The organism is Mycobacterium sp. Aquia_216, assembly GCF_026723865.1.
Lineage (GTDB): Bacteria > Actinomycetota > Actinomycetes > Mycobacteriales > Mycobacteriaceae > Mycobacterium.
Genome location: NZ_CP113529.1, coordinates 2,524,671 through 2,550,339, shown reverse-complemented (window position 1 = coordinate 2,550,339; position 25,669 = coordinate 2,524,671). Strand labels below are relative to the sequence as shown.

The following is a 25,669-nucleotide window of genomic DNA, read 5'->3' as shown; positions in this document are numbered from 1 at the left end:
TCCGTAGGTATGAATTTCGCGAGAAGAACATCTTTGAGGTTTATCCCTAGGCCCATTCGCCGGGAGCATGACACACATCGGTATGGATTCCTTAATCCGGGCAGACTGGAGGATTTATCAAGAATTTATTGGTGCCGTAAATGCTATGAATTCCGGTGAAATTTCTTGATTTTGGCGCATTAGATGCCATAGGTTTGTCGTACTCCGGCAGCTAACAATCACGGTCCTAGCAGGAGGGGAAAATGCAGACGATAGCGCTAGTGGTCGTGGCGTTGGTTGGTGCGTTCCTGCTCTTTTTCGGTATCGGCGACGTTGGCTGCTTCAGCGAATGTGTAGGTAGCGCAAGCGGATTCCACTGCACCTCCTGCAGCTCTCCGTCAGACGGGCAGACCAAGCTGGGGTACCCGCGGTAGCCAAGCCCCGCCCGGCACCGGCGGATCAACGCCGGCACTGCGCACTTTATTCGTGTATTCGTGGTCAATTCATCCAATCGTGATTGACGATCTTGATCACGAACCGTCATCTTCCCTCAGCCTTTACGACCCACCCGACGCGTCGTCCGCCCCATTGCCAGCACGGCTGACCACGATCTCGTCGCCATACCACTAACTGAGGGAAGCTAATCGATTAAGTTCTGCCAATTATCCCGGAAATCAAGATCGATTTCCGGCACCCGCCCGAGAGGTTGATTTTCGTCAGATGATCTGCGATTCGCGCGGTGCGCCGAGCCGAGGCCGTGGTAGCGCGCGGGGCGCGTGAACAGCGCGAGATTTCGGATTCGCGAGGAATGGCATTGGACGGTTTCGCCCTGCTCGCCACTACAGCGGCTATCGGCGTTTCGGTTCGGCAGGCGCACGCCCACTCCGAGGATTTGCCTCAGCAATAGCCTTGAGACACAAGAAGATTCGGAAATGCAAGCTTGTAATCGCGAAGACCTGCGAGTCGCAGAGCGAAAGGGCATCGGCCGAAAATTTTAGTGAAGCGGCCACCGAGGATCCTCCCGGTGGCCGCCTCGTCGGCCATTAAACGATGCTAGCTTCCGCTCCCGATTCGCGTGCCGTTTTCGCAAGTTCTTGCTCAGATCCCGAACCGGCGCCGTAGACGCGCGCATCGGCGCAGGTCATGGCTCTTTGCAGCCGCGGTCCCGTGGGGAAATCGTTCACGTTCAATCAAAGGGGCCGATTGGTGGCATCTTCCAAGCCACCGGCTCCCACCTCGCGCGGCGCCGGGTCGAGCGCACTGCGTGATGCCGGCGCGGCTGCGCGTCTTTCAGCGGGCCAGCGGCTTGTAGAACACCACGCCGTTGCCCTTGTTGTCGTACACCACGGCGCGGCGTTCGTGGGCGTCGTCGTACGGGCCCTTCACGATGCCGCCACCGCTGGCCTCGACCGCCTTGGCCGCGGCGTCGACATCCGCGGTCTTGATACCGACGACGACCTGCCCGGGTATGGGATGGTCCACGTCCGTCGCCAATGCGAGAGTGACCGGCCCGCCGTCGAGGGCCGCGAAATGGGCGCCGTCGCGGAACTTCAGTGACATGCCCAGGGTCTCGCTGTAAAACCGGATCGATTCATCCAGGTCGTCGGTCGACAAGATGATCATCTTTACTTCGTGCTCGCTCAACGGGTGCCTCCTCTGCACAGTCGCTTCCACCCTAAGCGGCGAGTGCACCGCGGGTTCAGCGGCGGAAGACCACCCATCTCATCGCGCTGTACATGTACACCGCTTCGCACATGCCCGCCACGACCCGCGACAGCTGGTATTGCACGCCGATGGCCGACAACAAGCTCGTCACGCCGAGGATGAAAGCCAGGTAGTTGACGGCGACCACCACGACATAGACGGCGACCTGCGGTCCGACCGCGCCATGCGATTGGAAGTTGAAGGTGCGATTGAGCACGTAGCTGAGCGCGAAAGCGCACGCGTAGGCGACCGTGACGGCGATCGGCACCGGCAGGTCCAGCCCGCTGCGCAGCGTGGTGAGCAGCGCCAGATCCACGCTGAACGTGAAGCCGTTGATCACGCAGAAGCCGAGAAATGTCGGGGCAATGACCGAGCTGAGCCCGAACGGAAGCCGGCTGACGACCGCCTCACAGAGCTTGTGGAACCGGTCGACCGTGCGTGACGGGCTGACCCGCGATTCGGCTGGCACGCGGCTACCGTGCCATGACCGGGTATCCGCCATGTGATCAGTTGGCCAACTTTTCGCGGACCGTCTGCAAGCCGGGCATTATTTCGCCGGCAGCTTCACCACCCGATCGCCGGTGTAGTCGGTGACGTAGAGGTTGACGGCGCTGTCTACCGCGATGCCGCTGGGGTGGTTGAGGCCGACGAAGGGCAGCACGCTCTGCCTGTCCGACCCGGCCTCCATTTTCAGCACGCGATTGTTGGTGTAGTCGGTGACGAAGATGTCGCCCCCGCCGTCGACCGCGACCCCGCTCGGGTCCCCGGGGGTGAACAGGCCGGAGAACGGCACCACGGTCTGACGGCTCGCATCGATCGCCAGCTTCACCACCCGGCTGTTGCCCGAGTCGGCGACGTAGACGCTGCGAGCACTGTCCACCCCGACGCCCTCCGGCCCGTTGAGGCCGGTGAACGGAAGCTCGACCGGCGTGTTCGACCCGGCCGCCAACTGCAGCACCCGATTGGCGTCCGTGTCGGCGACGTAGAGAGCGCCCGCATCGTCCGTCGCCACTCCCTCGGGCCGGTGCAGGCCGGTGAACGGCAACACGATCGGCGTGGTCGAGCCCATCTCCAGCTTGAGCACCCGATTGTTGTTGGTGTCGGTGACGTAGACGTTGCCCGCGCCATCCACCGCCACGCCCTCGGGATCGTTGAGGCCGTTGAAGGGAAGCTCGCTCGGGGCGGTGGCGCCCGCCGTCAGCCTCAGCACCCGATTGTTTATGTCATCGGCGACATAGATGTTGCCTCGGGAATCCACCTCCACATCGGCGGGGTGGTTGAGCCCGGTAAACGGGAGGGTGATTTGCGGACCGTACGGAGGATCGTGGTGCTCAGCGTGCGGAGCGGTCCGCGGGCCGTGCGACCGGTTCACGGCAATGACCGCGGCGGCCGCAACGACGGCCACCGTCAACAGGGCAGCCGGAATCACGATGACCGGCCGGCGCCACCACCGGCGCGGCGGCGGGGCAGCGGCGCGCGGCGGCGCCGGCAGCTCAAACGGTTCCAGTTCGGACCATTCGTCGACCGGCGTTGGTTGGGGCGCCCCGAAATCCGGTTCGACGGCGGGTGCGGCCTGTTCACGTTGCGGTGGGTTCGTCGCCGGGGGTGCTTCCGCACGCGGGGTGGGTACGCTCACCGGCGCGGCGATGGCGTCGCGGGCCGCGTCGGCCAGCTCGGCGGCGCTCGCATACCGGTTGGCGGGGTCTTTGGCCATGCCGGTGGCGATGACGTCGTCGAGGCGCGCGGGCACGCCGGGCCGGGTGGCCGAGGGCCGCGGCGGCGGGGTGCTCAGGTGCGCGGCGAACAGCCAGGTGTCTCCGGCGAAGGGCGGTTGTCCGGTCAGGCATTCGTACAGCACGCAGGCCAGCGAGTAGATGTCCGCGCGGGCGTCGGCGTCGCGGGCCCCGGACCGCTCCGGCGCCATGTAGTGCCAACTGTCAATCTCGTTGTCGGATTTGGTCATTCGTGTCTCGTACCACGGCGCCAAACGGGCGATCCCGACATCGACCAGATAAGCGAAGTCGTCGTGATCGAGCAGGATGTTGGCGGGTTTGACGTCGCCGTGCACCAGCCGGACGTGGTGCGCGGCGTCCAGCGCCTCGGCCACCTGCTCGATGATGCGCACCGCGCGGGCCGGCTCGATCGGCCCGTCCGCCAACACCTCTTTCAGGTTGCGGCCTTCGATCAGCTCCATCTCGATGTAGAGCTGCTCGCCGATTTCGCCGTAATTGCGGATGGGAATGATGTGCCGGTTGTTCAGCCGCGCGGCGGCTGCGGCTTCCCGGCGGAACTGCTCGGTGATCGTGGGGTCGGCGGCCAGCTGTGGCGGAAGCAGTTTGATCGCTGCGGTGCGGTCGCCGGCCTCGGTGTCATAGGCGCGCCACACCTCGCCCATATCGCTGCGGCCCAACAACTCGACGAGCCGGTAGCGACCAAACTCCTTTCCCTCCACCGGCTCACCATACCCAGCCGGGCAGGCAATTGGAGGTCAAGTTCTGGCCGTTCCTCGATGGCGCGCCAACCCCCGATATCCGGTTCCCCGCAGGGCTATTGGGATCGCTACAACGCGCGTTCAGCAAACTTCGCGACAAATAACATCACGGTCACCAAAATCCGCGGAGAGCGACCGAAATGCCCGAAACGCTGCGGTCCGAGTTACGACTTGGGCGGTGTGTTGGAGTCGATATCCATGTCGGGGCAGAACGCCTCGACCGCGGCGAAGGCGATCTGCTTCGTCTGCTGCTTGCTGTAGCCCAGGTTTTGAATCCGCTGCAGCGCTTGGTCGGGCGGGAGCATGTTGTTGCGCAGCTCGTTGCACAGGTTGGTGCCCACGTGGACGATCGTTTCGTGGCTGCTGTACTTGATGTTGTTCTGGTCGAGGTACGCGATGTAGTCGGGTGTGTTGTCCGGGTCGGCGTTCGCGACTGCCGGCACTGAACACAGCAGTGCGGGCAGGGCGATGAAGGACGCCGCTAGTGCTGGTTTCATGGATCCGAGCATAGATTCACGGCCGAACTTTTGAGTGAACTACAGGCAAACGACTGCCTTCAAAGCAGGGGTTAGCAACAATCGGCAGCGCGAGTCGGGCCGACAGCGCGAAGAGGATGGCTAGAGTTCCTCTGTTAATGGCACGACTGAAAGACCTCGCCCCACCCGCCACCCGGGCGACCGTCAGGAACATCGCGGCCGGGCTGCTGTGCGCCGCGGGCGTACCGGCGTTCGCCCGAAGGCGCCACCGCGACCTGCTCGCGATCGTGATGTTCCATGGCGTGGCAGACGAACCGCTGTCGCCGGCGTGCTGGCATGTCCTGGACTCCCCGATGTACCGCCGTCAGCTGGAATACATCCGCAAGCATTTCAACGTCCTTGCGCTCGAGGAGGCCCTCGAGCGGCTTGCCGCCGGCACGCTGCCGCCGCGCGCGCTGGCGATCACCTTCGACGACGGCACCCGCAATCTCGCCACCCACGCGGTCCCGGTGTTGCGCGAGCTGGGGCTGCCCGCGGCGATGTTCCTGGCGACCGGCCCGATGGGCAGCAACGAAACCCTTTGGCCCGACCGGCTTTGGCTCGCGATCGCGCACACCACTGCGACCGCGGCCGATCTGACCGCACTGGGGCTGGGCACTCGTTCACTCGAAGGGACCGCCGACCGCGGCAAGGTTTACGCGGACGCGGTCGCGCGGTTGAAGGATCTGGCCGACGCGCAGCGGATCGCGGTGCTGGACGAGGTTTGCACCGCACTCGGCTATCGCGGCAGCGGCGACGGCGGTCCGTTCCGGATGCTGTCCTGGGACGAAGCGCGTGAGATGGCCGACGGCGGCCTGGTGACGCTGCATCCGCACACGGTGACCCACCCGATCCTGTCGCGCTGCAACGACGACAAGATGGCGCGCGAGATCACCGATTCGTGTACCGCGCTCGAACGTGAGACTGGCCGAGCACCAACGGTTTTCGCCTATCCCAATGGCAGAATGCAGGATTTCGATGCGCGCGCCCAGGACGTGCTGCGCCGCCGCGGCGTGCGCTGGGCATTGTCGACCACGCGGGGATTCGCCGACCGGCATTGCGACCCGCTGGCGTTGCCACGGCTACCGGTGGGCAGCGATTCGTCCTTCGGCTACTTCCGGCTCATGGTCTCCGGCGGCCTGCCCCGCCGTTAGCACGTCACCGAGATGCGGCGGCGAGCCACAGGTCATGCAGCGCCTCCCGCCAATGGGCGACGTCGAATTCTCCCGCACGCGCATACGCCGCCGCCGCCAGGCGATTACGCAGCTCGGCATCGACGATCAAAGACTGCAGCGCCGCCGCCAGCTGCTCGGGTTCGCCGGGACTGATCAGTACACCGTGTACTCCGTCGGTAACGACTTCGGGTATCGCCCCCACGGCGGTGGTCACCGGCACGACCCCGGTGGCCATCGCCTCCAGCACCGCCATCGGAAGACCTTCGCTGTAGCTGGGCAACAGAAAGATCGCCGACTCGGCCAACAGCCGATCCCGTTCGGCGGGACCGACCCAGCCGACAACGGCGATGGTGTCCTCGAGTCCGTTGGCGCGGACAAGCTCGCGCACCTCTTCCACTTCCCCATCGCCGGCCAGGGTGGCTCGCAGGTTGGCCCGAATGTCGTTGGGCAGCATGCCGATAGCACGAACAAGGTCGTAGCTGCCCTTGTTTTCGCCCAACCGGCCGAGCGCCACCGCCCGTAGCGGCTGCCCGGTGCGCGGTGAAGGTGCCACGGCAGGTACCACCACGGGGTTGTACAGCACTCGGGTGTGCGACTCGTCGAAGCCGAGGCTCGCGCACGACTCCTTGACGTGGAATTGGCCGAGCACCACCGAATAGTCGGCATGCAGCGCCAGGCGTACAGCGCGGCCCGCCGGCCGCGGCAGCTCGTCGAGCCAGGAGAAGAAGTACGTGGTGTGGCCGTGGACGATGGTCGGGACGCCGCGCAGCCGCGCGACCAACAGCGGCACGGCCTTGCGGACGATGCTGCCACGCCACGAATAGTGGACATGGAAGACGTCGACGAACCCGAACAGCAGCAGCGCGGATGCCCTGAGCACGCCCGAAATTCCGGTCCACAGCCGCAGCGCCAGGGGTGCGTCGTTATAGGTGGGCACCAGGCGGATGCGAAACCGCGAGTCGGTGTCCTCGATCAGCAGGCGCATCATCGTCGCCATACCGCCGCGGCTGTTCGGTCCGGCCGGGGCATTGCCGATCGTCAGGACCCGGATCGGCCGGCGCGCCGCCCTCACCTGCGTGTCACCCCGGGGTACTCCCGCTCACGCTCGCCTCACCACAGGACACTGCGGAATAGTAGGGCGTCCGCTACCAGCCCAACCCCGAAAACCAGGAACAATATCCGCACCGAAATCGGGCCGTAGCGAGTGAGTCCACGCACGATCGCGCGCTGTATCCGGACCGCTCGGGTGGTCTTTCGTGTGGCCAGAAACAAAATCAATATCGACGGCGTGAGCGCCAGCCCCCAGTAGACGTAGATCAGCAGCGGCCAGACGCTCGGTCGCGGATGCAGGGCGGCGAGCATGGCCAACCCGGTGATGTAGGGGATCGAGGTCGGCGCCTGACCCATGCCGACCGCGGCGCCGAGAATTCCGAGCAGCCAGGGACGTTTCCGCATGGCCGCCAGTGCCCATCCCGGAGCCGACGTTTGCGCGGTCAGCGGGAAGTAGGCCAGGCACATCAGCACCACGCCCAGTAGCAGCTGACCCCAAAACCGAAGTGCCGGTGTGATTCTGAAGTCGACCCAATTCGTCAAGAATTCAAGTCCGAGTACGGTGCCGACACCGAACGTGGTGGTGACCGCGAATAACCCTGCGATGAAGCTCAACCCGCCCGGGACTGGCGAACGGCGATCGAGTCGGCTGGCGTAGACGACGGCTGAGACGACGCCCACATTCAGGACATTCAGCGAGTCGAGGAAGGCCAGACCGGCAAGCGCCAGCAGAAGAGCTTCCATGATCGCACCGAAGTTACTGCATCGGATCCTTGACCGCCTTCAGGTGACGACACAAACGCGCGTTCGCTCAGGAAATAAGGCAATGTTAAGACGCCGATCGCGCCCGGGACTCTGATCCCCCCTGGTGTCATATCAGCCATGGCTGTACTGTTTCCTCCATGCTGACTTGTGAGGCGCGGGAGTCGGCGTTGGCCCGGTTGGGGCGAGCGCTGGCCGATCCGACGCGGTGCCGGATTCTGGTGGCGTTGCTCGACGGCGTGCGCTATCCGGGTGAATTGGCGTCCCAGCTGGGCCTGACCCGGTCGAACGTTTCGAATCACTTGTCGTGCCTGCGCGGTTGCGGCTTGGTGGTGGCCACCTACGAGGGACGACAGGTCCGGTACGCGTTGGCCGACGCGCACCTTGCCCGCGCACTGCGGGAATTGGTTCAGGTGGTGCTCGCGGTCGACAGCGATCAGCCGTGCCTTGACCATCCCGCACCGAGCGAAGCGGGCACGGCGCGATGATCAACGAAGACGCCTCGAACCGGGGTGGGCCGTCGTTACCCCTCTCGACGCCGGCGACAGACTGCTGCAGTGACGGATGCTGCAGCGCCGAAGCCACGAATATCGTTGAGCCACAACGGCGTGCTGTGTTGTCGCGACGGGTGCGCCTGCTCGTCTCGGCGACGATCACCTACAACATCATCGAGGCGGTCGTCGCGCTCTCGGCGGGCACGGTGGCGTCGTCCGCCGCGCTGATCGGGTTCGGGCTGGACTCGATCATCGAGGTCTCTTCGGCCGCCGCGGTGTACTGGCAGTTCTCCGGAAGCGACCCCGAGGCCCGCGAACGCGTCGCGCTGCGGGTCATCGCGGGGTCATTCTTCGCATTGGCGGCGTACGTGACGGTCGAGTCGATTCGGTCGCTGGCCGGCGGTGAGACCGCTGGATCCTCCACCGCCGGAATCGTTTTGGCGGCTGTGTCATTGGTGGTCATGCCGCTGCTGTCATACGCGCAGCGACGCGCGGGCCGAGAGCTGGGTTCGGCCAGCGCGGTCGCCGATTCCAACCAGACCCTGCTGTGCACCTACCTGTCCGGCGTGCTGCTGGTAGGGCTGCTGCTGAACTATCTGTTCGGCTGGTCGTGGGCCGATCCGGTCGTCGCGCTGGTGATTGCCGCGGTGGCAGTCAACGAAGGCCGCACCGCCTGGCGGGGCGAGCACTGCTGCTGACTTTAATTCGCTGTGCTGCAGCGCTTTTCGTAACCTAGCTGGGGAGCCCGGCTTTGATGGCCGCGTCCTGCTTGCGCGCCACGTCGAGGACGATGTCCGCCGGCACCAGGTCGTTGGGCGCGCTCTCGAACTCGATAAGAGCGACGACCTTGCCTTCGCCGAAGATCACGGACGTCTTCGCCTTGGCGCCGTCGGCCGAGGGCCCGGAAATGATCGTGCCGCCGACGCCCACGTCCGCCGGAGCCGGTGCTGCACCCTTGATGGCGCCGTTCTGCGGATCGATGTAGGACTTGGTCAGCGAGTCGCGGTCCTTGTCCGCCGCGCCGGGGTCGGGGTAAACCAGCAGCGAGTCGACGATGCTGCGCGAACCGGCCTGATTCGCGAACACGCCCTCGATGCCCGGCGCCGGGTCGGTCAGCGGACGCGTCTTGGGCGGGTTGAAGCTATCGCCCGGCACGACGATGTCGGCGGCCTTGATCAGCAGGTTGCTGTAATCCGAAGGCTGCGCCGCACCGCTGCTCGATGTCGGTGCCGCCGACGACGAGGAAGTCGCGGAAGAAGTCGACGTCGACGATTTCGATGACGACGATGGGCCGGACGACTTGTCGCCGCCGCACCCCGTGACCGCCACCCCGACCACCAGAGTGGTTGCCACCAAACCGGCGGCGGCCACCGATACCTTGTTCACCATGGACTCCTCTGAGTGTCGTCGCGATTTGCTAGCGCCTCGCGCAACATAGCGGATCCTGAGTGAACTGGAAATGAATCACCTTAAATAATTTCCCAATTAACAAACCACACCCCGGCGTCGACGGCCACCACGAAGGCATCGATCGCATTGCGGAAATCCGAATGGAGGCCGACGGTCTCGCGGCGGATCAGTCTCTGCGGAATCGCCCGCGCATTTGCGGGTCGTTCTCCCACCACAGTCCCGACGGCGCGGCCTCTTCGCCGTCGTCGGCCGCGTCCGTCCTGTCCAACTCGGCGTCGACCGCAACCGCGTGCTCCCGCTCGTCGCGCGACAAGGCGCGCATCAACAGCAGCACGAACGGCAACCCGACCACGTCGCCGAGAATCCACAGCACACCCGCGCCAATGGTCTGGTCGAGCCGCTGATCCGGACCCCAGGAGCGGTGCAACGCCGAGTAATACGCCGCGGCGATCAACGAGCCCTGCCAGATGACCAACCCCAGGACCCCGTCGCCGAGGGTCTCGGCAACCGAGATCAGCAGCGAGATCAGCTGCGAGTACCGGCGAGGCACAGGGTCAGCCTGCAGCCGCGCATAGAAGTAACCAAACCCGATGCCCACCAATACTATTCGCGTAGGAGCGCCGACCAATTCGTTCTCTAGAGCCGCGGTGTACCAGGGCGTCAGATAGAGCAGCCAGGGCGTGGCCAGCATCGCCAGCGACGTCGTCAACGGGTGCACGAGCACCCGGGCCCATCGTGTCGTGAGCAGCCGCTCGATGCGCCCGCGACCGCCCGGGCCGACCGCGTCGAGCAGGGCGGTGACCGGCTTGCCCTGCGCGAGGAAGAACGGCACCACATACAGCAGCAGCAGTACCTGCAGCGCGCGCATCCAGAACAGGTAGTAGGCGTAGCTACCGATCGCGCCGACGGTGGCCACCGCCCACAACGCAATGCCGGTGCCGAAACACGCCGCTTCGCCCGCTCGCGCGCCGCCGCGTGTCCGCCGATAGCACCACGCGTACGTGCCCGCGACCAGCACGAGCACCGTCGCGGAGGTCAGGTCCAGATGCCAGGTCTGGACTAGGGCGCCCCATCTCAGCGGACCCGGATCAACGGGCATTCCCCCAGCGTATTGCCGCGCTCACTCGCCGGGAGCGCCCTCGGGCTTGGGCCCGCGCCCCTCGCCGGTCAGGTAATGGGGGCAATACGTTCCGGCCGCGAGTGCGGTGAACTTAGCCGCGCCGTTATCGGCAAATCCGGGATTGTGCAGCTGGAGGTTGTTGACGATTTCCTGGTCCGAGTGTCCCGCGTCGACGAGCTCACACACCGTCTTGCCGGCCGATATCGCGGCGGCGGGATCCTGGAAGGTGAGCCCGGCGTCTTTGAGCTCCTTGAGGAAGGCGGCGTCGGCCGCCGGGTCCGGCGCCGGGCTGGGGCTCGGGCTGGGGTCGGCGTGCGCGGGCACGGCCAGGGCAATTGTGGTGGCGACACTGAGCAGCATCACGAGGCGTCTCATGGCTCCACAATCCCAGAGATGTGTCGGCCACGCATCCCGCCTAGTCGCCCATGCGAGCCCCGTTCGGATGGTGTTGGCTAGGACGACGTGGCTGCCATCTTGATTGTTCTCGACGTCTTTCTCGGCATCATCGCTGTGGTCGGGCTGTTCGCCACCTGGACTCGGCTACGCACCCGCCGTCGAAGGTGGGGTGCCAAGGGCGTCGTCCTGGTGATCGATCGCCTCGCACCGCGCCGCAGGAATACTGCCCGCCTGCAGGTGAGCCTGCGGATGGCCGGACCGACCGTGCGCTACGAGGTCGGGCTCGATCTCGAGTCCGACGGCAAACCGTTCGACGTGTCGGCTCCCAAGCCTGCGATACGTCCGTCGATGGGCTGCGAGGACGAGGAAATGTCTTGGGGCTTCGAGGTTTCCGAAGACGAACTGGACAACGTCTGGGTCATCGCCTCCTGGATGGCCGCCGACAACGCCCACCTCCGCATGGCCGCACTCGCGTCGAATCTGGGCACGGCGGAACTCTACGAGTGGCGATGGGCGGCCGACTGGCGCATCTCGGGAGCCGGCCACTGGGGCAAGCGACGGAGCCCGACGACTCCCCCACGCAGCGTCGCGGGAATGGGCCCACTGGAACTGGGGCGAGCACCCGGCCCGCGCCGCACACCGCAACCCGCCACCGACACCGCGGCAGAGGCGTAGCGCGTCGTTACTGGGGGCCGTTGCTGCCCGTGGTGCGCGGCAACGCACTGGGGCAATAGGCGGTGGCCGCGATGGCCGCGAACTTAGCGGCGTTGTCCTCGCGGAGTCCGGGGTTACGGTCTTCCACGGTCTTGACGACATCCACCATCTGCGTGCCCTGGCCGACCGCTTGGCACACCCACTTGCCTGCCGCGATCGCCCGGGCCGGGTCCGGAAATGTGACGCCGGACGCCTGCAGCGCGGCGAGGAATTGGTCGTCCATGCCGTCGGCGTTTGCCGGGGCGGCCAGGCCGACCATTGCGACGGCACTTACCAGCATCAGGAGGCGTCTCATAGCCCCCTGATCGTCGCAGACCAGGGCAAAATCCGCATCTCACCCGCCAGCCCTGACCCGTCCGCTGGTCAAGGCCGCTGAGCGGGCTCGGTGAAGGCCGGTCAACCCCTCCCGCTCGCGACGGCCGGTGTGCGATTATTCGAGGATGCGCCGCTGGCTGATCGTCCTGTCGACCCTGCTCGTCGCCGCCGCGAGCGTCACCGGCGGCGGCTTTGCCGCTCCGCGGGCGTCGGCGCAGGACGCGCCGATCGGCCACATCGGCGACACGCTGCGGGTAGACACCGGGACCTACGTCGCCGACGTCACCGTCAGCAGCGTGGCCCCCTGCGACCCGCCGCCCGGATTCGGCTACACCCGCAGCGGCGTTCCGATCAAAAGCTTCCCCGGCAGCACGCCTAACCGTGCCGACGTGACGGTCCGCGCGGTCCGGGTGCCCAACCCGTTCGTCATGGCGACCGCGTTCCGCTTCGACGGGGTGACGCCGTTCGCCGACGCCTACAACCCGCGGGCCACCGACGCACCCGACGCCCTGGACAACGTGCTCGTCAACGCGCCGAACGGGGCGATCGTGCGCGGCGGGGTGTACTGGGACGCCTACCGCGATCCGGTCTCCAACGTCGTCCTGCTGGACCGGCAGACGGGCAAGCACCTCGCACAGTGGAACCTCTGACCCTCGCCGTCCACCGCGTCGCGACGGATTCCGTCGATGTCGCAGAACTGGCTAACGTTGCGGCTCTTACCTTTCCGTTAGCATGTCCGCCCACGGCGACGCCGGAGAACATCGCGTCCTTCGTCGACGCCAACCTCTCTGCGGCGCGCTTCGGCCAGTATCTGCGCGATCCGGCACGGGTCATTCTCGTCGCGCGGCGCGACGGCCGGATTGTCGGTTACGCCATGGTTGTCCGCGGCGTCTCCGACGACGCCGGTGTCCAGCAGGCCGTCGACATCCGCCCCGCGGCGGAGCTGTCGAAGTTGTACGTACTGCCCGACCATCACGGCAGCGGGGCGTCGGCGGCGCTGATGGAACATGCGGTGGCCGTCGCGGCGGACTGGAACGTGGGCTGCGTGTGGTTGGGCGTGAGCCGGGCTAACCAACGCGCACAACGCTTTTACGCCAAGAACGGATTTACGATCAACGGCACCAGGACGTTTCAAGTAGGCGATCATCTCGAAAACGACTACGTCATGATTCGCGAGGTCGGGTGGCCGCGGCGGTCAGCGCCAACAACCGCGAGGTAGCCCGCAGGTACTTCTTCCGATAGCCGCCGGCCAGCATCTCCGCACTGAAGATGGTGTCCAGTTTCGCGCCGGACGCCACCACCGGAATGCCGGCGTCGTACAGGCGATCGGTCAACGACACCAGCCGCAGCGCGACGTTCTGATCGTCGATGCCATGCACTCCGGTCAAGAACACCACCGTCACGCCCTCGATCAACGTCAGGTAGCGCGACGGGTGCATGGTGGCCAGATGCGCGCACAGCGCATCGAAGTCGTCCAGCGTCGCCCCGTTTACGCCGGCGGCGCGCGCGACGACCTCGTCGTCGGACAGGGGCTGCGGCGCGGGCGGCAGGCCACGGTGCCGGTAGTCGGGGCCTTCGATGCGCACCGTCGTGAAAATGCTTGCCAGCGTGTTGATCTCGCGCAGGAAGTCCTGAGCGGCGAAACGGCCCTCCCCCAGCTGCTCGGGCAGGGTGTTGGAGGTGGCGGCCACCGAGACGCCGCGCTCGACCAACGACGACAGCAGACGCGAGATCAGCGTGGTGTTGCCCGGGTCGTCCAGTTCGAACTCGTCGATGCACACCGCCGTGTAGTCGGCCAGCAGGTCGATGCATTCGGCGAAGCCGAACACCCCGGCCAGCTGGGTCAGCTCCCCAAACGTCGCGAACGCCTTGGGATGCGTCTTGGGTTGGGTCTTGGATTGGGTCGAAGCGTCGGGCGCCTCGCCCGGCCCCGGACCGGGCAACTGGTAGTAGGCCGAGGCGAGCAGGTGCGTCTTGCCGACCCCGAATCCGCCGTCCAGGTAGATGCCCACTCCGGGCAGCACCGCCCGTTTGCCCAACAGCTTTCGCCGGCCCGCGCGCCGCTCGGTGGCCTGCCGGCAGAAGTCCTGACACGCCACCAGCGCCGCGGACTGTGTCGGTTCCGCCGGATCGGGGCGATAGGTCGCAAAGCTGACGTCGGCAAACGTCGGCGGCGGCCGCAATTGGGCGACGAGTCGTTCCGGCGACACGCTCGGCTGCCGATCCACCAGATGCTCCACGTGCGTGACACCGTCTCTGGAGGTGGACCCGTGCATGCGAAAACTCTAGCGGCGTGCTGCAATCGTCCTCATGCCCGACGCTGGCACCGGCAGAGCTGCCGAGATTCCGTTGACCCTGCTGGGGTCGGGCCGCGAACTCGACGACGGCGAACTGCCCCGGCTCTACGGCTACCCGGACGGGGCCAAGACCTGGGTGCGAGCGAATTTCATCACCAGCATCGACGGTGGGGCCACCGCCGACGGCAAATCGGGCTCCATGGCCGGGCCCGGCGACCGCGTCATCTTCAACCTGCTGCGCGAACTCGCTGACGTCATCGTCGTCGGCGCGGGCACCGTCCGGGTCGAGGGTTATTCCGGAGCGCACCTCGGCGTCGCCCAACGCCAGCAGCGCCAAGCCCGGGGGCAAACCGAAGTCCCGCAACTGGCCATCGTCACCAAGGCCGGTCGCCTGGACCGGGATTTGGGGGTGTTCACCCGGACCGAGGTGGCACCCCTGGTGCTCACCTGCACGGCCGCGGCCGGCGAGACACGCGGCCTGCTGGGCGACCTGGCCGAGGTCGTCGACTGTTCCGGCAGCGATCCCGGCAGCGTCGACGAGGCCGCGCTGCTGGCGATCCTGCGGGCCCGCGGCCTGCGTCGCGTGCTGACCGAAGGCGGGCCGATGCTGCTCGGCTCGTTCATGCAGCGGGACCTGCTCGATGAGCTGTGTCTGACGATCGCGCCGTATGTCGTCGGCGGGCTGGCCCGGCGCATCGCGACGGGCCCCGGTCAGGCGCTGACCCGGATGGACTGCACGCACCTCCTGACCGATGAGGCCGGGTATCTGTACACGCGCTACGTGCGGGCTCATGCCTAGCCGGGTGAAACCGGGTGGGATGGCTACTGTGGTCGGCATGAGTCGGCACATCAGGTCCGCGACGACCCTGGTCCCGTTGACCATCGTCGTGACCGTGCTGCTGACCGGCTGCGTCCCGGGCCTGGCCGCCGACCCGAGGTTTGCGACCAACGCCGGCGCCCGACCACAGGGCGCGGCCACGACCAAGCCCCCGCCGAGCGGTCCGCCCCCGATCGCCGCGCCGAAGAACGACTTGTCGTGGCACGACTGCACGTCGAAGGTGTTCAACGATGCCGGCGTTCACCCCGACTCCGCCGGCGTCCAGCTGGATTGCGCGAACTACGACGCCGACCTCGACCCGGTCAACGGCGGGTCGGGAACCGTGACCGTCGGCGTGGTACGCGCCCGGTCGAACCAGACCCCCAAGGACGCGGGCCCCGTCGTCTTCACCACCGGTTCCGACCTGCCGTCGTCGACGCAGTTGCCGGTGTGGCTGTCCCGGGCGGGTACCGATCTCGTGGCGGCCCACCCGATCGTCGCCGTGGACCGCCGCGGTATCGGCATGTCCAGCCCGATCGACTGCCGGGATCGTTCCGATCGCCAGGCGATGCGCGATCAGGCGCAATTCCAGAGCGGCGACGACCCGGTCGCCAACCTGTCGGACGTCTCCAACACCGCCACCACCAACTGCACCGACGCCATCGCGCCGGGTTCCAGCGCCTACGACAACTCCCACGCCGCCTCGGACATCGAGCGATTGCGCAGTCTCTGGGATGTGCCCTCGGTCGCGTTGCTCGGAATCGGCAACGGCGCCCAGGTCGCGCTGGCCTACGCGGCGTCGCGTCCCGACAAGGTCGCCCGCCTGATCCTCGACTCGCCGGTGGCGTTGGGCGTCAACGCCGAGGCGGCCGCCGAGCAGCAGGTCAAGGGACAGCAGGCCGCGCTCGACGCGTTCGCCGCGCAATGCGTCGCGGTGAATTGCGCACTGGGTCCCGATCCCAAGGGCGCCGTCAGCGCGCTGCTCGCCGATGCCCGGGCCGGCAGGGGGCCCGGCGGCGCGTCGCTGGCCGAGGTCGTCAACGCCATCACCGTCGCGTTGGGCTTCCCCTCCGGCGGCCGCGTCGCCGCCGCCACGAGCCTGGCCAACGCGCTGGCCGCGGCCCGCTCCGGTGACACCAACCAGCTGACCAACCTGATCAACCACGCCGACGCCACCCAGGACACCGACGGGCAGTTCGTCAACTCCTGCAGCGACGCGATCAATCGTCCGACCCCGGACCGCGTCCGTGAGCTCGTGGTCGCCTGGGCCAAGCTCTATCCGCAATTCGGCACGGTCGCCGCGCTCAACTTGATCAAGTGCGTGCACTGGCCCACGATCTCGCCGCCGGCACCGCCCAAGGACCTCAAGGTCGACGTCGTGCTGCTGGGCGTGCAGAACGACCCGATCGTGGGCTCCGAAGGCGTCGCCCAGACGGCGGCCACGATCATCAACGCCGGCGCGGCCAGCCGGCGGGTGATGTGGCAGGGCATCGGCCACGGAGCGAGCATTTACACGCCTTGTGCCGTCCCGCCGCTGGTCGGCTACCTGGACAGCGGCAAGCTGCCCGGAACCGACACGTACTGCCCCGCCTGATTCTCCGGTCCGGCGCGCCGGTGTACGGTGCGCTGGTGACGGCAGCTGACTCGACTCGGACCGGCCTGCGCGACAGGGTGCTGACCCCCTTCCGTACCCCCACCGGGCCACCCAGCACCGCGACGCTTTTTCGGTCGGCGCTCTGGCCCCTCGCCATCTTCTCGGTACTGCACCGCAGCATCGTGCTCACTCTCAACGGCAACATCACCGACGACTTCAAGCCGGTCTACCGTGCGGTCCTCAACTTCCGGCACGGCTGGGACATCTACAACGAGCACTTCGACTACGTCGACCCGCACTACCTGTACCCGCCCGGCGGCACGCTGTTGATGGCGCCCTTCGGTTACCTGTCCTTCAACCCGTCGCGTTACCTGTTCATCCTGATCAACACCGTCGCCATCCTGATCGCCTGGTACCTGCTGCTGCGGTTGTTCAAGTTCACCCTGTCCTCGGTGGCCGCGCCGGCCCTGCTGCTGGCCATGTTCTGCACCGAAAGCGTGACCAGCACGTTGGTGTTCACCAACATCAACGGCTGCGTCCTGCTGGCCGAGGTGCTGTTCTTGCGCTGGCTGCTGGACGGAAAGGTGGGCCATCAGTGGTGGGCCGGGTTGGTGATCGGTCTGACGCTGACGCTCAAACCCGTGCTGGCTCCGCTGCTGTTGCTGCCACTGCTCAACCGGCAGTGGCGGGCGCTGGTGCCGGCGTTCGTCGTGCCCGCGGTCGTCAACATCGCCGCCTGGCCGCTGGTCAGCGATCCGATGGACTTCGTCACCAAAACGCTGCCGTACATCGGGGGCACCCGGGACTACTTCAACAGCTCGATCGAGGGCAATGGCGTGTACTTCGGCCTGCCCACCTGGCTGATCGTGTCCCTGCGAATTCTGTTCATCCTGATCGCGATCGGCGCGCTGTGGCTGCTGTACCGCTACTACCGCACCCAGGACCCGCTGTTCTGGTTCACCAGCTCGTCGGGTGTGCTGCTGCTGTGTTCCTGGCTGGTACTGCCGCTGGCCCAGGGCTACTACTCGATGATGCTGTTCCCGTTCCTGATGACGGTCGTGCTGCAGAACTCGCTGATCCGCAACTGGCCGGCCTGGCTGGGGATCTACGGCTTCATGACCCTGGACGACTGGCTGATTTACCGGTTTATGCGGTACGGCCGCGCGCTGCACTACCTGAAGATCACCTACGGTTGGTCACTGCTGTTGATCGTGGCGTTCACCGTGCTTTGCTTCCGCTACCTGGACGCCAAGGCCGAGAACCGGCTGGACGAGGGCATCGATCCGGCCTGGCTGCCGGCCGCACGCCATTCGAGCTAGCGTGGACGCATGACTTCCCCCGACTTGTCGCAGCCCAAGGTGCAACTCACCGATGACGAGTGGCGCAAGAAACTCAACCCACAGGAGTTTCAGGTGCTGCGTCGCGCCGGCACCGAGCGGCCATACGTCGGCGAGTACACCGACACCAAGACCCAGGGCGTCTACGAATGCCGGGCGTGCGGTGCTGAATTGTTCCGCAGCACGGAGAAATTCGACTCACACTGCGGCTGGCCGTCGTTCTTCGACCCGGCCAACTCCGACGCGGTGATCCTGCGTCCCGATCATTCGCTGGGGACGACACGCACCGAGGTGCTCTGCGCGAACTGCCACAGCCACCTGGGTCACGTGTTCGCCGGCGAGGGCTACCCGACGCCGACGGACCAGCGGTACTGCATCAACTCGATTTCGCTGCGCCTAGTCCCCACGGACGCCTAAGCGGTCGAACGTCGACTTGCTGTCGCGATCTGGGCCGGATTGGCCCGACAAGTCGATGCCCGGCGCAGGGCCTGAGCCGCACACTTCCCGGCTGCCGCACACCTTTCGCCGGCTCGCCAGGCGTTGTACCGTTGCGCCAACGGTATGGTGTTCAGCTAGGGATCGGGAATCAGGCGAATATGACTAAAGACGACATGATCCTGATCAGCGTCGACGATCACATCGTCGAACCGCCGGACATGTTCAAGAATCACCTGCCCGAGAGGTACGCCGCCGAGGCGCCACGGTTGGTGCACAACCCAGATGGCAGCGATAGCTGGCAATTTCGTGATGTGGTGATCCCGAACGTGGCTCTCAACGCGGTGGCGGGCCGGCCGAAGGAGGAGTACGGGCTCGAACCCCAGGGGCTGGACGAGATCCGGCCGGGGTGTTGGCAGATCGACGAGCGGGTCAAGGACATGAACGCGGGCGGGATTTTCGCCTCGATCTGTTTTCCGACGTTTCCCGGGTTCGCCGGCCGGCTGTTCGCCACCGAGGACCCCGAGTTCGGCCTGGCCCTGCTGCGGGCCTACAACGACTGGCATGTCGAGGAGTGGTGCGGGGCGTATCCGGCCCGATTCATCCCGATGTGCCTACCGGTGATCTGGGATCCCGAAGCATGCGCGGCCGAGGTGCGGCGCAACGCCGATCGTGGCGTGCACGCGTTGACGTTCACCGAGAATCCGGCGGCGATGGGTCGTCCCAGCTTTCACGACGACTACTGGACGCCGCTCTGGGAAGCGTTGGTGGATACCGACACGGTGATGAACGTACATATCGGCTCCTCGGGAAAGCTGGCCATCACCGCTCCTGACGCGCCGATGGACGTGATGATCACGCTGCAGCCGATGAACATCGTGCAGGCCGCCGCGGATCTGCTCTGGTCGGCGCCGATCAAGAAATATCCCGGTCTCAAGATCGCGCTGAGCGAGGGCGGCACCGGGTGGATCCCGTACTTCCTGGAGCGCGCCGACCGCACCTACGAGATGCACTCGACGTGGACGCACCAGGACTTCGGCGGCAAGCTGCCCAGCGAGGTGTTTCGCGAGCATTTCTTGACCTGCTTCATCAGCGACGACGTCGGAGTACAGCTGCGACACCATATCGGCATCGACAACATCGCGTGGGAGGCCGATTACCCGCACAGCGACTCGATGTGGCCCGGCGCTCCCGAACAACTGTGGGACGTTCTCACCGGCCACGGCGTCTCGGACGCCGACATCGACAAAATGACCCACGAAAACGCCATGCGCTGGTATTCATTCGACCCGTTCGCCCACCATCCGCGCGAGCAGGCCACGGTCGGCGCGCTACGTCGGGCGGCCGAAGGCCATGACGTGTCCATCCGCGCGCTGAGCCATCACCAGCAGGGTGACCGGATTACGAACGCGCTGGCCGACGCGACCCGCGGCAACGTTTAGCAACGAACGTCAGTCCGCTCGGGTGGCGTGGACTTCCCAGAACGGGGCATGCACCCGGCCGTTGACCAACCACGGCTCCATCGCGCGGAACCGTGCCCGCATGTCCTCCACCCGATCGGCCATGTCGGGATTGCGCGCCGCCATCATCTCGATGGACTCGGCGCTGATGTTGACCTGGTAGGTCGTCGTGCCCAGATAGGTGATCTCCCAGCCGCCTAACGGGAGCACGTCACGAAAGTCCTTCTCCGACAACGACCGCAGCATCGTGAAACCGTTGACATCATGTTGGCCGAACTCGAACATGTACAGCCGCGCGCCCGGCTTGGTGGCCCGGCGCAGCGCCTGCGCGTAGGACTTCTGCAGCTCGGGTTCGGTGCTGAAGGTGTGGTAGAACGCGCAGTCGACGACGGTGTCGAACCGGTTCTCCAGCCCCTCCAGCTTCGTCGCGTCGGCCAGCTCGAAATTCACTGAGACCCCGGCCTTTTGCGCGTTTTCCCGGGCCCGCTCCAGCGCACCTGCCGAACCGTCGACGCCGGTGGCCGAGTACCCGGCCGACGCGTAGTAGATCGCGTGGTGCCCCGGGCCGGTGCCCGGGTCGAGCACCTCCCCCTTGATCGCACCCAGCGCGACCAATTGCTGGACCACCGGCTGGGGGCCGCCGATGTCCCACGGCGTGGCGGCCGGCAGGCCGTTCGACAGCCGGTCATCGCGATACATCTGCTCGAAACGGGTGGGGTCGGTCGGGTCGACTGTCGTCATCTGGCGCCGCTCCTCCTCATCGCTTCGTCCCCCGCGAGCGGGAGGTGCCCCACTGCATCGTCGCCGGCGCGGGTTGTCATGGCAGTGCATTCACCAGCTGTTCGACCGCCACCCGCGGCCCGGTGAAGAACGGTGTCTCCTCGCGGGTGTGCCGGCGGGCGTCGGTGGCGCGCAATTCGCGCATCAGGTCGACGATCCGGTGCAGTTCGGGCGCCTCGAAGGCCAGGAGCCATTCGTAGTCGCCCAGCGCGAACGCCGGAACCGTGTTGGCGCGCACATCCTTGTACTCGCGGGCGGCCATGCCGTGCTCGGCGAGCATCCGGCGGCGTTCCTCGTCGGGCAGCAGGTACCACTCGTAAGACCGCACGAACGGATACACGCAGATGTAGGCGCCGGCCTCCTCGCCGGCCAGGAACGCGGGGATGTGGCTCTTGTTGAACTCCGCCGGGCGATGCAGCGCCACGCTGCTCCAGACCGGCGAGCTGGCCCGCCCGAGCGCGGTGGTGCGGCGAAAGTCGGCGTAAGTGGCTTGCAACGCCTCGACCCGTTCGGCGTGTGTCCAGATCATGAAATCGGCGTCGGCGCGCAGACCCGCGACGTCGTAGAGGCCGCGGACCACGACCCCACGTTCTTCCTGCTGCTTGAAAAACCGGGTCGCTTCGTCGACTACCGCGTCGCGCTGCTCACCGAGCTCGCCGGGCTCGACCGAGAACACCGAGAACATCAGGTAGCGAATCGTCGAGTTCAGGGCGTCATAGTCAAGTTTGGCCATGAGACCTATCGTGCCACTTCCGCGTTCATGGCCTCGACGGCCCTGATCACCCGGTCGACCGCCTTGCCGGCCGCGCCGATACAGGCCGGCACGCCGATCCCGTCGAGGTAGCTGCCCGCCACGGCGACGGTCGCCGGCAGGCCGGCGCGCAGCTGCGCGACCACGTCGGCGTGGCCCGGCCCGTACTGGGGCATCGCGTCGATCCACCGCTGCACGCGAGCATCCACCGGTTCGACCGCCAGCCCGAAAACCGTGGCCAGGTCGTCGAGCGCCCAGGCCAGGAGCTCCTCGTCGGAGGCGGTGGCGGCCAAGTCGTCACCGAATCGCCCGAACGACAGCCGCAGGAATTGCAGCTCGCCCGGTATGCCCCGATTGCGCCCCCATTTTTGGGAAGACAGCGTGATCGCCTTGCCCCGCAACTGCTCACCGCTGGCCACCAGCACCCCGGAGCACTCCGGGAACGCCGTGTCGCCCGGCACCGCGAGCGCGACCACCACCGACGACGCACTCGTGATGCGGCTCGCGGCGGCAAACGTCTGCGGAGCCACGCGAGAGATCAGACGCGCGAGCCGCGGGGCGGGGATGGCCAGGATCACCGCGTCGGCATTCCAGTCGGCCCCGGTGTCATCGCGCAGCACCCATCCCTGCCCGGCGCGCTCGAGCCGTTCCACCGCGGCCCGCACCCACCGCGACCGGCTGCGTTCGACGAGCTCGTCGATCAGCACCCGATAGCCACCGTCCAGCGCGCCGAACACCGGGGCGCCGGTCGCCGGCGGCAGCCCCTGCCGGACCGCGTCGGTCAAGCTGGGGGCGCCGCGATCCAGCGCCGCCGCCACACTGGGGGCCGCGGCGCGTAGCCCGATCGTGGCCGCCGAGCCCGCGTACACCCCACTCAGCAACGGGTCGACGGATCGGGCCACGGTCTGCTCGCCGAACCGGTCGCCCACCAATTCGGCTGCGGCCGGGTCGCTTCCGGGTTGCCAGTCCAACCGGCGGCCGGGCTCGGCGTCGATGCGCGCGACAGTGGCGTCGTCGACCAGTCCGGCCACCGACGCCGCCGAGGAGGGAATCCCGACGACCGTGGCCGTGGGCAGCGGGTGCAGCACGGCCTGGCTGTAGATCAACGGCCGGGCACCGGTGGTACCGAGTTGGCGATCCGACAGGCCCAGCTCGGCCAGCAGTGCCGGCATCTCGGGCCGGCGCAGCACGAACGCCTCGGCGCCCAGGTCCATCGGCCGTCCGCCGACCTGCTCGGTACGCAGGATCCCGCCCAGCCGCTCGCCCGGCTCGAACAGCGTGATGCTCGCGTCGTCGCCGGCCGCCCTACGCAGCCGGTAGGCCGCGGCCAGGCCGGAAATCCCGCCGCCCACAACGCAATACGACTGCGGGGTCATAGCGAGTGGACCAGTGCCACCAGGTCGGTCAGCACGCCGGGGTCGGTCTCGGGCAGCACTCCGTGACCGAGATTGAAGACGTGGCCCGCGGCGCCGGCGTCGACGGCGCGGCGGCCGTCATCGACGACGGCCCGCGCCGCGCGTTCCACCACGGGCCAGCCCGCCAGGACGACCACGGGGTCGAGATTGCCCTGCAGCGCCGTGCCGGGCCGCACTCTGCCGGCGGCATCGGTGAGCGATGTTCGCCAGTCCACCCCGACGACCGACGCGCCCGCTTCGCCCATCGCGCCCAGCAACTCGGCCGTCCCGACCCCGAAATGCGTCATCGGCAGGCGGTGTTCGGCCAGCGTCGCGAACACCCGGGAGCTGTGCGGCAGCACGTATTGGCGGTAGTCGGCCAGCGACAGCGTTCCCGCCCAGGAGTCGAACACCTGGATGGCGTCCACCCCGGCGTTGATTTGGCCGCGCAGGAACTCCACGGTGAGATCGGTCAGCTTCGACATCAGCGCGTGCCAGCTCGCCGGTTCGGCCAGCATCATCGCCTTGGTGCGGGCGTGGTTGCGGCTGGGGCCACCCTCGACCAGGTAGGACGCCAGCGTGAACGGCGCACCGGCGAAACCGATCAGCGGGACGTCGCCGAGTGCCTCGACCAGCAGCGAAACAGCCCGGCAGACCGGCTGAATCGCCTGCGGGTCAAGGGGTTTCATGGCTTCGATATCAGCCTCGGTGCGGATCGGGTGCGCGATCACCGGCCCGATGTCGGCGACGATGTCCAAGTCGATGCCCGCGGCGCGCAGCGGTACCACGATGTCGGAGAACAAGATCGCGGCGTCGACGTCGTGGCGCCGGATCGGTTGCAGGGTGATCTCGCAGACCACCTCGGGCTCAAAGCACGCCGCCAGCATGGTGTGGTGTTCGCGCAGCGCCCGGTATTCGGGCAGCGAACGGCCGGCCTGCCGCATGAACCACACCGGCACCCGGCCGGGCTTGCGGCCGTTGACGGCGGCCAGGTAGGGCGACTCGGGAAGTTCGCGACGGGTACTCATTGGACTCAATGCTGCCACGGCGCAGGTACGAGGGCCGGGCGGTGGCCCGGGAGCACCTGGTGCCCGCTGCGTAACATCAACCCGGTGTCACTAGCCCCGATCTCCGTCGATTACGACGAATTCCCCAGCCTCCGCTTTGAACCCGGCGACAACGGCGTCCTCACGGTCGTTCTCGATGCTCCCGGGCTGAACTCGGTCGGTCCGCAAATGCACCGCGATCTCGCCGATGTCTGGCCGGCCATCAATCGCGACCCCGACGTACGAGTCGTCCTGATCCGCGGTGAAGGCAAGGCGTTTTCCTCCGGCGGCAGCTTCGAGCTGATCGACGAGACCATCAACGACTACGAGGGCCGGATCCGCATCATGCGCGAGGCCCGCGACCTGGTGCTCAACATCGTCAACTTCGACAAGCCGATGGTTTCGGCGATCCGGGGCCCCGCCGTCGGCGCCGGTCTGGTGGTGGCGTTGCTCTCCGACATCTCGGTGGCCGGACGGACCGCCAAGATCATCGACGGGCACACCAAGCTCGGCGTCGCGGCGGGCGACCACGCCGCGATCTGCTGGCCACTGCTGGTCGGCATGGCCAAGGCCAAGTACTACCTGCTCACCTGCGACACCTTGCTGGGCGAGGAAGCCGAGCGCATCGGCCTGGTGTCCACCTGCGTCGATGACGACGACGTGCTCCCGACGGCAACCCGGATCGCCAATGAACTGGCACACGGAGCTCAAACCGCGATCCGATGGACCAAACACAGCCTCAACCACTGGTATCGCATGTTCGCGCCCGCCTTCGAGACGTCGCTCGGCCTGGAATTCTTGAGTTTCAGCGGCCCCGACGTGCAGGAAGGCCTCGCCGCGCATCGCGAAAAACGCCCGGCCAGATTTACGGGCTGAGCAGGCCTAACGTGGTTTGATCACGATGTGCTACATCCTGATAACAGCTTGGTCGCGACGGGTTTGGAAATCGGCGCGCCTGTCGCGGGGGGTCCGGCCATGGGTCTAGCGTCGATCGTTGTGACCCCCGCAAACGACGATGCGGAGCGGGAGCGACGAGGAGGAGTGGCGCCAGTGACCTCAGTCGAACCGGCCCCATTCCGCGAGGCGGTGGCGGCGATGAACGCCGTCAATGCCCGGCCGGAGATCGAACTGGGCCCGATCCGGCCGCCGCAACGCCTGGCACCCTTCAGCTACGCGCTGGGCGCCGAAGTCAAGCACCCCGACCTCGAGATCGTCCCCGAGCGATCCGAGGGCGACGCATTCGGCCGGCTGATCCTGCTTTACGACCCGGACGGCGCCGACGCCTGGGACGGCACCACGCGCCTGGTCGCCTACATCCAGGCCGACCTGGACCCCAGTGAAGCCGTCGATCCCCTGCTGCCGGAGGTCGCGTGGAGCTGGCTGGTCGACGCGCTGGAATCCCGGACCGACCAGGTCACCGCACTGGGCGGCACCGTCACCGCCACCACCTCCGTGCGCTACGGCGACATCTCCGGGCCGCCGCGTGCCCACCAGCTCGAGCTGAGGGCGTCGTGGACGGCGACTTCACCCGCCGTGGGCGGGCATGTCGAGGCGTTTTGCGAGGTGCTGGAGCACGCCGCAGGTCTACCGCCGGCTGGGGTCACCGACCTGAGCTCGCGGTCACGCGCCTGAC

At 66.8% G+C, this 25,669-nt stretch carries 29 protein-coding genes and 1 pseudogene; 13 read left to right on the top strand and 17 right to left on the bottom strand.

Features of this window, described 5'->3' with window-relative positions:
• Window positions 1-619: 619 nt before the first annotated feature.
• From OK015_RS11945 to OK015_RS11925, 5 genes are all read right to left on the bottom strand, one after another.
• Window positions 620-856, bottom strand: a complete 237-nt coding sequence (locus tag OK015_RS11945) for a hypothetical protein (RefSeq protein ID WP_268131675.1) — start codon at window positions 854-856, stop codon at window positions 620-622.
• Between the two features lie 413 nt (window positions 857-1,269).
• A complete protein-coding gene (locus tag OK015_RS11940; RefSeq protein ID WP_268131674.1) occupies window positions 1,270-1,623 on the bottom strand; it encodes a VOC family protein in 354 nt (117 codons plus the stop codon).
• 55 nt (window positions 1,624-1,678) lie between these two features.
• Window positions 1,679-2,185, bottom strand: coding sequence for a GtrA family protein (locus OK015_RS11935; RefSeq protein WP_442791243.1), 507 nt, complete (start codon window positions 2,183-2,185; stop codon window positions 1,679-1,681).
• Between the two features lie 45 nt (window positions 2,186-2,230).
• On the bottom strand, window positions 2,231-4,135 hold the full coding sequence (locus OK015_RS11930) for a serine/threonine-protein kinase PknD (RefSeq protein WP_268131672.1): 1,905 nt from the start codon (window positions 4,133-4,135) through the stop codon (window positions 2,231-2,233).
• Between the two features lie 203 nt (window positions 4,136-4,338).
• A complete protein-coding gene (locus tag OK015_RS11925; RefSeq protein ID WP_268131671.1) occupies window positions 4,339-4,671 on the bottom strand; it encodes a DUF732 domain-containing protein in 333 nt (110 codons plus the stop codon).
• Window positions 4,672-4,808: 137 nt separating this feature from the next.
• Between OK015_RS11925 and OK015_RS11920 the strand changes: the two genes are divergently transcribed.
• Complete coding sequence (locus OK015_RS11920; protein WP_268131670.1) at window positions 4,809-5,843, top strand: polysaccharide deacetylase family protein; 1,035 nt, start codon at window positions 4,809-4,811, stop codon at window positions 5,841-5,843.
• Window positions 5,844-5,847: 4 nt separating this feature from the next.
• On the opposite strand, the gene OK015_RS11915 is transcribed toward OK015_RS11920, so the two are convergent.
• Both OK015_RS11915 and OK015_RS11910 read right to left on the bottom strand, forming a co-directional pair.
• A complete protein-coding gene (locus OK015_RS11915) occupies window positions 5,848-6,936 on the bottom strand; it encodes a glycosyltransferase family 4 protein (RefSeq protein ID WP_268131669.1) in 1,089 nt (362 codons plus the stop codon).
• 38 nt (window positions 6,937-6,974) lie between these two features.
• Entirely contained in the window at window positions 6,975-7,658 is a 684-nt protein-coding gene (locus OK015_RS11910; RefSeq protein WP_268131668.1) for a hypothetical protein, read from the bottom strand.
• Between the two features lie 158 nt (window positions 7,659-7,816).
• Here OK015_RS11910 and cmtR point away from each other — a divergent pair, with 158 nt between their 5' ends.
• Complete coding sequence (gene cmtR, locus OK015_RS11905; RefSeq protein WP_268131666.1) at window positions 7,817-8,164, top strand: Cd(II)/Pb(II)-sensing metalloregulatory transcriptional regulator CmtR; 348 nt, start codon at window positions 7,817-7,819, stop codon at window positions 8,162-8,164.
• 101 nt (window positions 8,165-8,265) lie between these two features.
• Entirely contained in the window at window positions 8,266-8,868 is a 603-nt protein-coding gene (locus OK015_RS11900) for a cation transporter (protein WP_268132655.1), read from the top strand.
• A 34-nt stretch (window positions 8,869-8,902) separates the two neighbouring features.
• Here OK015_RS11900 and OK015_RS11895 read toward each other — a convergent pair whose 3' ends face one another.
• The 3 genes from OK015_RS11895 to OK015_RS11885 all read right to left on the bottom strand — a co-directional run bounded on the left by OK015_RS11895 (window position 8,903) and on the right by OK015_RS11885 (window position 11,075).
• The gene (locus tag OK015_RS11895; RefSeq protein WP_268131665.1) at window positions 8,903-9,559 is read right to left on the bottom strand and encodes a hypothetical protein; all 657 of its coding nucleotides are present in this window, start codon (window positions 9,557-9,559) and stop codon (window positions 8,903-8,905) included.
• 187 nt (window positions 9,560-9,746) lie between these two features.
• Window positions 9,747-10,679: a cytochrome c oxidase assembly protein gene (locus OK015_RS11890; protein ID WP_268131663.1), complete on the bottom strand. Its 933-nt coding sequence runs from the start codon at window positions 10,677-10,679 to the stop codon at window positions 9,747-9,749.
• 21 nt (window positions 10,680-10,700) lie between these two features.
• Complete coding sequence (locus OK015_RS11885; protein WP_268131661.1) at window positions 10,701-11,075, bottom strand: DUF732 domain-containing protein; 375 nt, start codon at window positions 11,073-11,075, stop codon at window positions 10,701-10,703.
• 87 nt (window positions 11,076-11,162) lie between these two features.
• Between OK015_RS11885 and OK015_RS11880 the strand changes: the two genes are divergently transcribed.
• Window positions 11,163-11,771, top strand: coding sequence for a hypothetical protein (locus OK015_RS11880; protein WP_268131659.1), 609 nt, complete (start codon window positions 11,163-11,165; stop codon window positions 11,769-11,771).
• Window positions 11,772-11,778: 7 nt separating this feature from the next.
• Here OK015_RS11880 and OK015_RS11875 read toward each other — a convergent pair whose 3' ends face one another.
• Window positions 11,779-12,105 carry a DUF732 domain-containing protein gene (locus OK015_RS11875; protein ID WP_268131657.1) on the bottom strand — a complete coding sequence of 109 codons (327 nt, stop codon included), beginning with the start codon at window positions 12,103-12,105 and terminating at the stop codon, window positions 11,779-11,781.
• 145 nt (window positions 12,106-12,250) lie between these two features.
• On the opposite strand from OK015_RS11875, the gene OK015_RS11870 reads away from it, so the two are divergent.
• Together OK015_RS11870 and OK015_RS11865 are read left to right on the top strand one after the other, a co-directional pair.
• On the top strand, window positions 12,251-12,775 hold the full coding sequence (locus tag OK015_RS11870; protein WP_268131655.1) for a hypothetical protein: 525 nt from the start codon (window positions 12,251-12,253) through the stop codon (window positions 12,773-12,775).
• Window positions 12,763-13,344, top strand: coding sequence for a GNAT family N-acetyltransferase (locus OK015_RS11865; RefSeq protein ID WP_268131653.1), 582 nt, complete (start codon window positions 12,763-12,765; stop codon window positions 13,342-13,344). Before OK015_RS11870 ends, OK015_RS11865 begins: the two co-directional genes overlap by 13 nt.
• On the opposite strand, the gene zapE is transcribed toward OK015_RS11865, so the two are convergent.
• On the bottom strand, window positions 13,289-14,401 hold the full coding sequence (gene zapE / locus OK015_RS11860) for a cell division protein ZapE (RefSeq protein ID WP_268131652.1): 1,113 nt from the start codon (window positions 14,399-14,401) through the stop codon (window positions 13,289-13,291). The two genes, OK015_RS11865 and zapE, sit on opposite strands and share 56 nt — an antisense overlap.
• A 34-nt stretch (window positions 14,402-14,435) precedes the next feature.
• Here zapE and OK015_RS11855 point away from each other — a divergent pair, with 34 nt between their 5' ends.
• The 5 genes from OK015_RS11855 (at window position 14,436) to OK015_RS11835 (ending at window position 20,047) form a co-directional block, all read left to right on the top strand.
• Complete coding sequence (locus OK015_RS11855) at window positions 14,436-15,221, top strand: pyrimidine reductase family protein (protein WP_268131650.1); 786 nt, start codon at window positions 14,436-14,438, stop codon at window positions 15,219-15,221.
• A 19-nt stretch (window positions 15,222-15,240) separates the two neighbouring features.
• Window positions 15,241-16,833: an alpha/beta hydrolase gene (locus OK015_RS11850; RefSeq protein WP_268131649.1), complete on the top strand. Its 1,593-nt coding sequence runs from the start codon at window positions 15,241-15,243 to the stop codon at window positions 16,831-16,833.
• 20 nt (window positions 16,834-16,853) lie between these two features.
• Window positions 16,854-18,152 (top strand): arabinofuranan 3-O-arabinosyltransferase, encoded by a 1,299-nt coding sequence (aftC, locus tag OK015_RS11845; protein ID WP_268131647.1) that lies wholly within the window; start codon window positions 16,854-16,856, stop codon window positions 18,150-18,152.
• Between the two features lie 9 nt (window positions 18,153-18,161).
• Entirely contained in the window at window positions 18,162-18,587 is a 426-nt protein-coding gene (msrB, locus tag OK015_RS11840) for a peptide-methionine (R)-S-oxide reductase MsrB (protein WP_442791242.1), read from the top strand.
• A gap of 179 nt (window positions 18,588-18,766) precedes the next feature.
• Window positions 18,767-20,047, top strand: coding sequence for an amidohydrolase family protein (locus tag OK015_RS11835; protein WP_268131646.1), 1,281 nt, complete (start codon window positions 18,767-18,769; stop codon window positions 20,045-20,047).
• Window positions 20,048-20,056: 9 nt separating this feature from the next.
• On the opposite strand, the gene OK015_RS11830 is transcribed toward OK015_RS11835, so the two are convergent.
• From OK015_RS11830 to hemE, 5 genes and pseudogenes are all read right to left on the bottom strand, one after another.
• The gene (locus tag OK015_RS11830) at window positions 20,057-20,806 is read right to left on the bottom strand and encodes a class I SAM-dependent methyltransferase (protein WP_268131645.1); all 750 of its coding nucleotides are present in this window, start codon (window positions 20,804-20,806) and stop codon (window positions 20,057-20,059) included.
• 3 nt (window positions 20,807-20,809) lie between these two features.
• Window positions 20,810-20,877 (bottom strand): annotated as a pseudogene (locus OK015_RS29255) (16S rRNA (guanine(966)-N(2))-methyltransferase RsmD); the annotation flags it as partial.
• Between the two features lie 5 nt (window positions 20,878-20,882).
• Complete coding sequence (hemQ, locus tag OK015_RS11825; protein ID WP_268131643.1) at window positions 20,883-21,578, bottom strand: hydrogen peroxide-dependent heme synthase; 696 nt, start codon at window positions 21,576-21,578, stop codon at window positions 20,883-20,885.
• Window positions 21,579-21,583: 5 nt separating this feature from the next.
• Complete coding sequence (locus OK015_RS11820; RefSeq protein ID WP_268131642.1) at window positions 21,584-22,972, bottom strand: protoporphyrinogen oxidase; 1,389 nt, start codon at window positions 22,970-22,972, stop codon at window positions 21,584-21,586.
• A complete protein-coding gene (gene hemE / locus OK015_RS11815; protein WP_268131641.1) occupies window positions 22,969-24,018 on the bottom strand; it encodes a uroporphyrinogen decarboxylase in 1,050 nt (349 codons plus the stop codon). The genes OK015_RS11820 and hemE overlap by 4 nt, the downstream gene beginning before the upstream one ends.
• A 99-nt stretch (window positions 24,019-24,117) precedes the next feature.
• On the opposite strand from hemE, the gene OK015_RS11810 reads away from it, so the two are divergent.
• Window positions 24,118-24,912 (top strand): enoyl-CoA hydratase/isomerase family protein, encoded by a 795-nt coding sequence (locus OK015_RS11810; RefSeq protein WP_268132651.1) that lies wholly within the window; start codon window positions 24,118-24,120, stop codon window positions 24,910-24,912.
• A gap of 120 nt (window positions 24,913-25,032) precedes the next feature.
• Window positions 25,033-25,668: a DUF3000 domain-containing protein gene (locus OK015_RS11805; RefSeq protein WP_268131639.1), complete on the top strand. Its 636-nt coding sequence runs from the start codon at window positions 25,033-25,035 to the stop codon at window positions 25,666-25,668.
• Window position 25,669: the final 1 nt, after the last annotated feature.

Bases quoted from the DNA above. Each gene is read 5' to 3' on its own strand.
- OK015_RS11895 (WP_268131665.1), bottom strand. From the start codon at position 9,559: ATGGTGAACAAGGTATCGGTGGCCGCCGCCGGTTTGGTGGCAACCACT.
- hemQ (WP_268131643.1), bottom strand. From the start codon at position 21,578: ATGGCCAAACTTGACTATGACGCCCTGAACTCGACGATTCGCTACCTG.
- msrB (WP_442791242.1), top strand. From the start codon at position 18,162: ATGACTTCCCCCGACTTGTCGCAGCCCAAGGTGCAACTCACCGATGAC.
- OK015_RS11925 (WP_268131671.1), bottom strand. From the start codon at position 4,671: ATGAAACCAGCACTAGCGGCGTCCTTCATCGCCCTGCCCGCACTGCTG.
- hemE (WP_268131641.1), bottom strand. From the start codon at position 24,018: ATGAGTACCCGTCGCGAACTTCCCGAGTCGCCCTACCTGGCCGCCGTC.
- OK015_RS11935 (WP_442791243.1), bottom strand. From the start codon at position 2,185: ATGGCGGATACCCGGTCATGGCACGGTAGCCGCGTGCCAGCCGAATCG.
- zapE (WP_268131652.1), bottom strand. From the start codon at position 14,401: ATGCACGGGTCCACCTCCAGAGACGGTGTCACGCACGTGGAGCATCTG.
- OK015_RS11910 (WP_268131668.1), bottom strand. From the start codon at position 7,658: ATGGAAGCTCTTCTGCTGGCGCTTGCCGGTCTGGCCTTCCTCGACTCG.
- OK015_RS11835 (WP_268131646.1), top strand. From the start codon at position 18,767: ATGACTAAAGACGACATGATCCTGATCAGCGTCGACGATCACATCGTC.
- OK015_RS11820 (WP_268131642.1), bottom strand. From the start codon at position 22,972: ATGACCCCGCAGTCGTATTGCGTTGTGGGCGGCGGGATTTCCGGCCTG.
- OK015_RS11855 (WP_268131650.1), top strand. From the start codon at position 14,436: ATGCCCGACGCTGGCACCGGCAGAGCTGCCGAGATTCCGTTGACCCTG.
- OK015_RS11870 (WP_268131655.1), top strand. From the start codon at position 12,251: ATGCGCCGCTGGCTGATCGTCCTGTCGACCCTGCTCGTCGCCGCCGCG.
- OK015_RS11920 (WP_268131670.1), top strand. From the start codon at position 4,809: ATGGCACGACTGAAAGACCTCGCCCCACCCGCCACCCGGGCGACCGTC.
- OK015_RS11850 (WP_268131649.1), top strand. From the start codon at position 15,241: ATGGCTACTGTGGTCGGCATGAGTCGGCACATCAGGTCCGCGACGACC.
- cmtR (WP_268131666.1), top strand. From the start codon at position 7,817: ATGCTGACTTGTGAGGCGCGGGAGTCGGCGTTGGCCCGGTTGGGGCGA.
- OK015_RS11885 (WP_268131661.1), bottom strand. From the start codon at position 11,075: ATGAGACGCCTCGTGATGCTGCTCAGTGTCGCCACCACAATTGCCCTG.
- OK015_RS11830 (WP_268131645.1), bottom strand. From the start codon at position 20,806: ATGACGACAGTCGACCCGACCGACCCCACCCGTTTCGAGCAGATGTAT.
- OK015_RS11890 (WP_268131663.1), bottom strand. From the start codon at position 10,679: ATGCCCGTTGATCCGGGTCCGCTGAGATGGGGCGCCCTAGTCCAGACC.
- OK015_RS11875 (WP_268131657.1), bottom strand. From the start codon at position 12,105: ATGAGACGCCTCCTGATGCTGGTAAGTGCCGTCGCAATGGTCGGCCTG.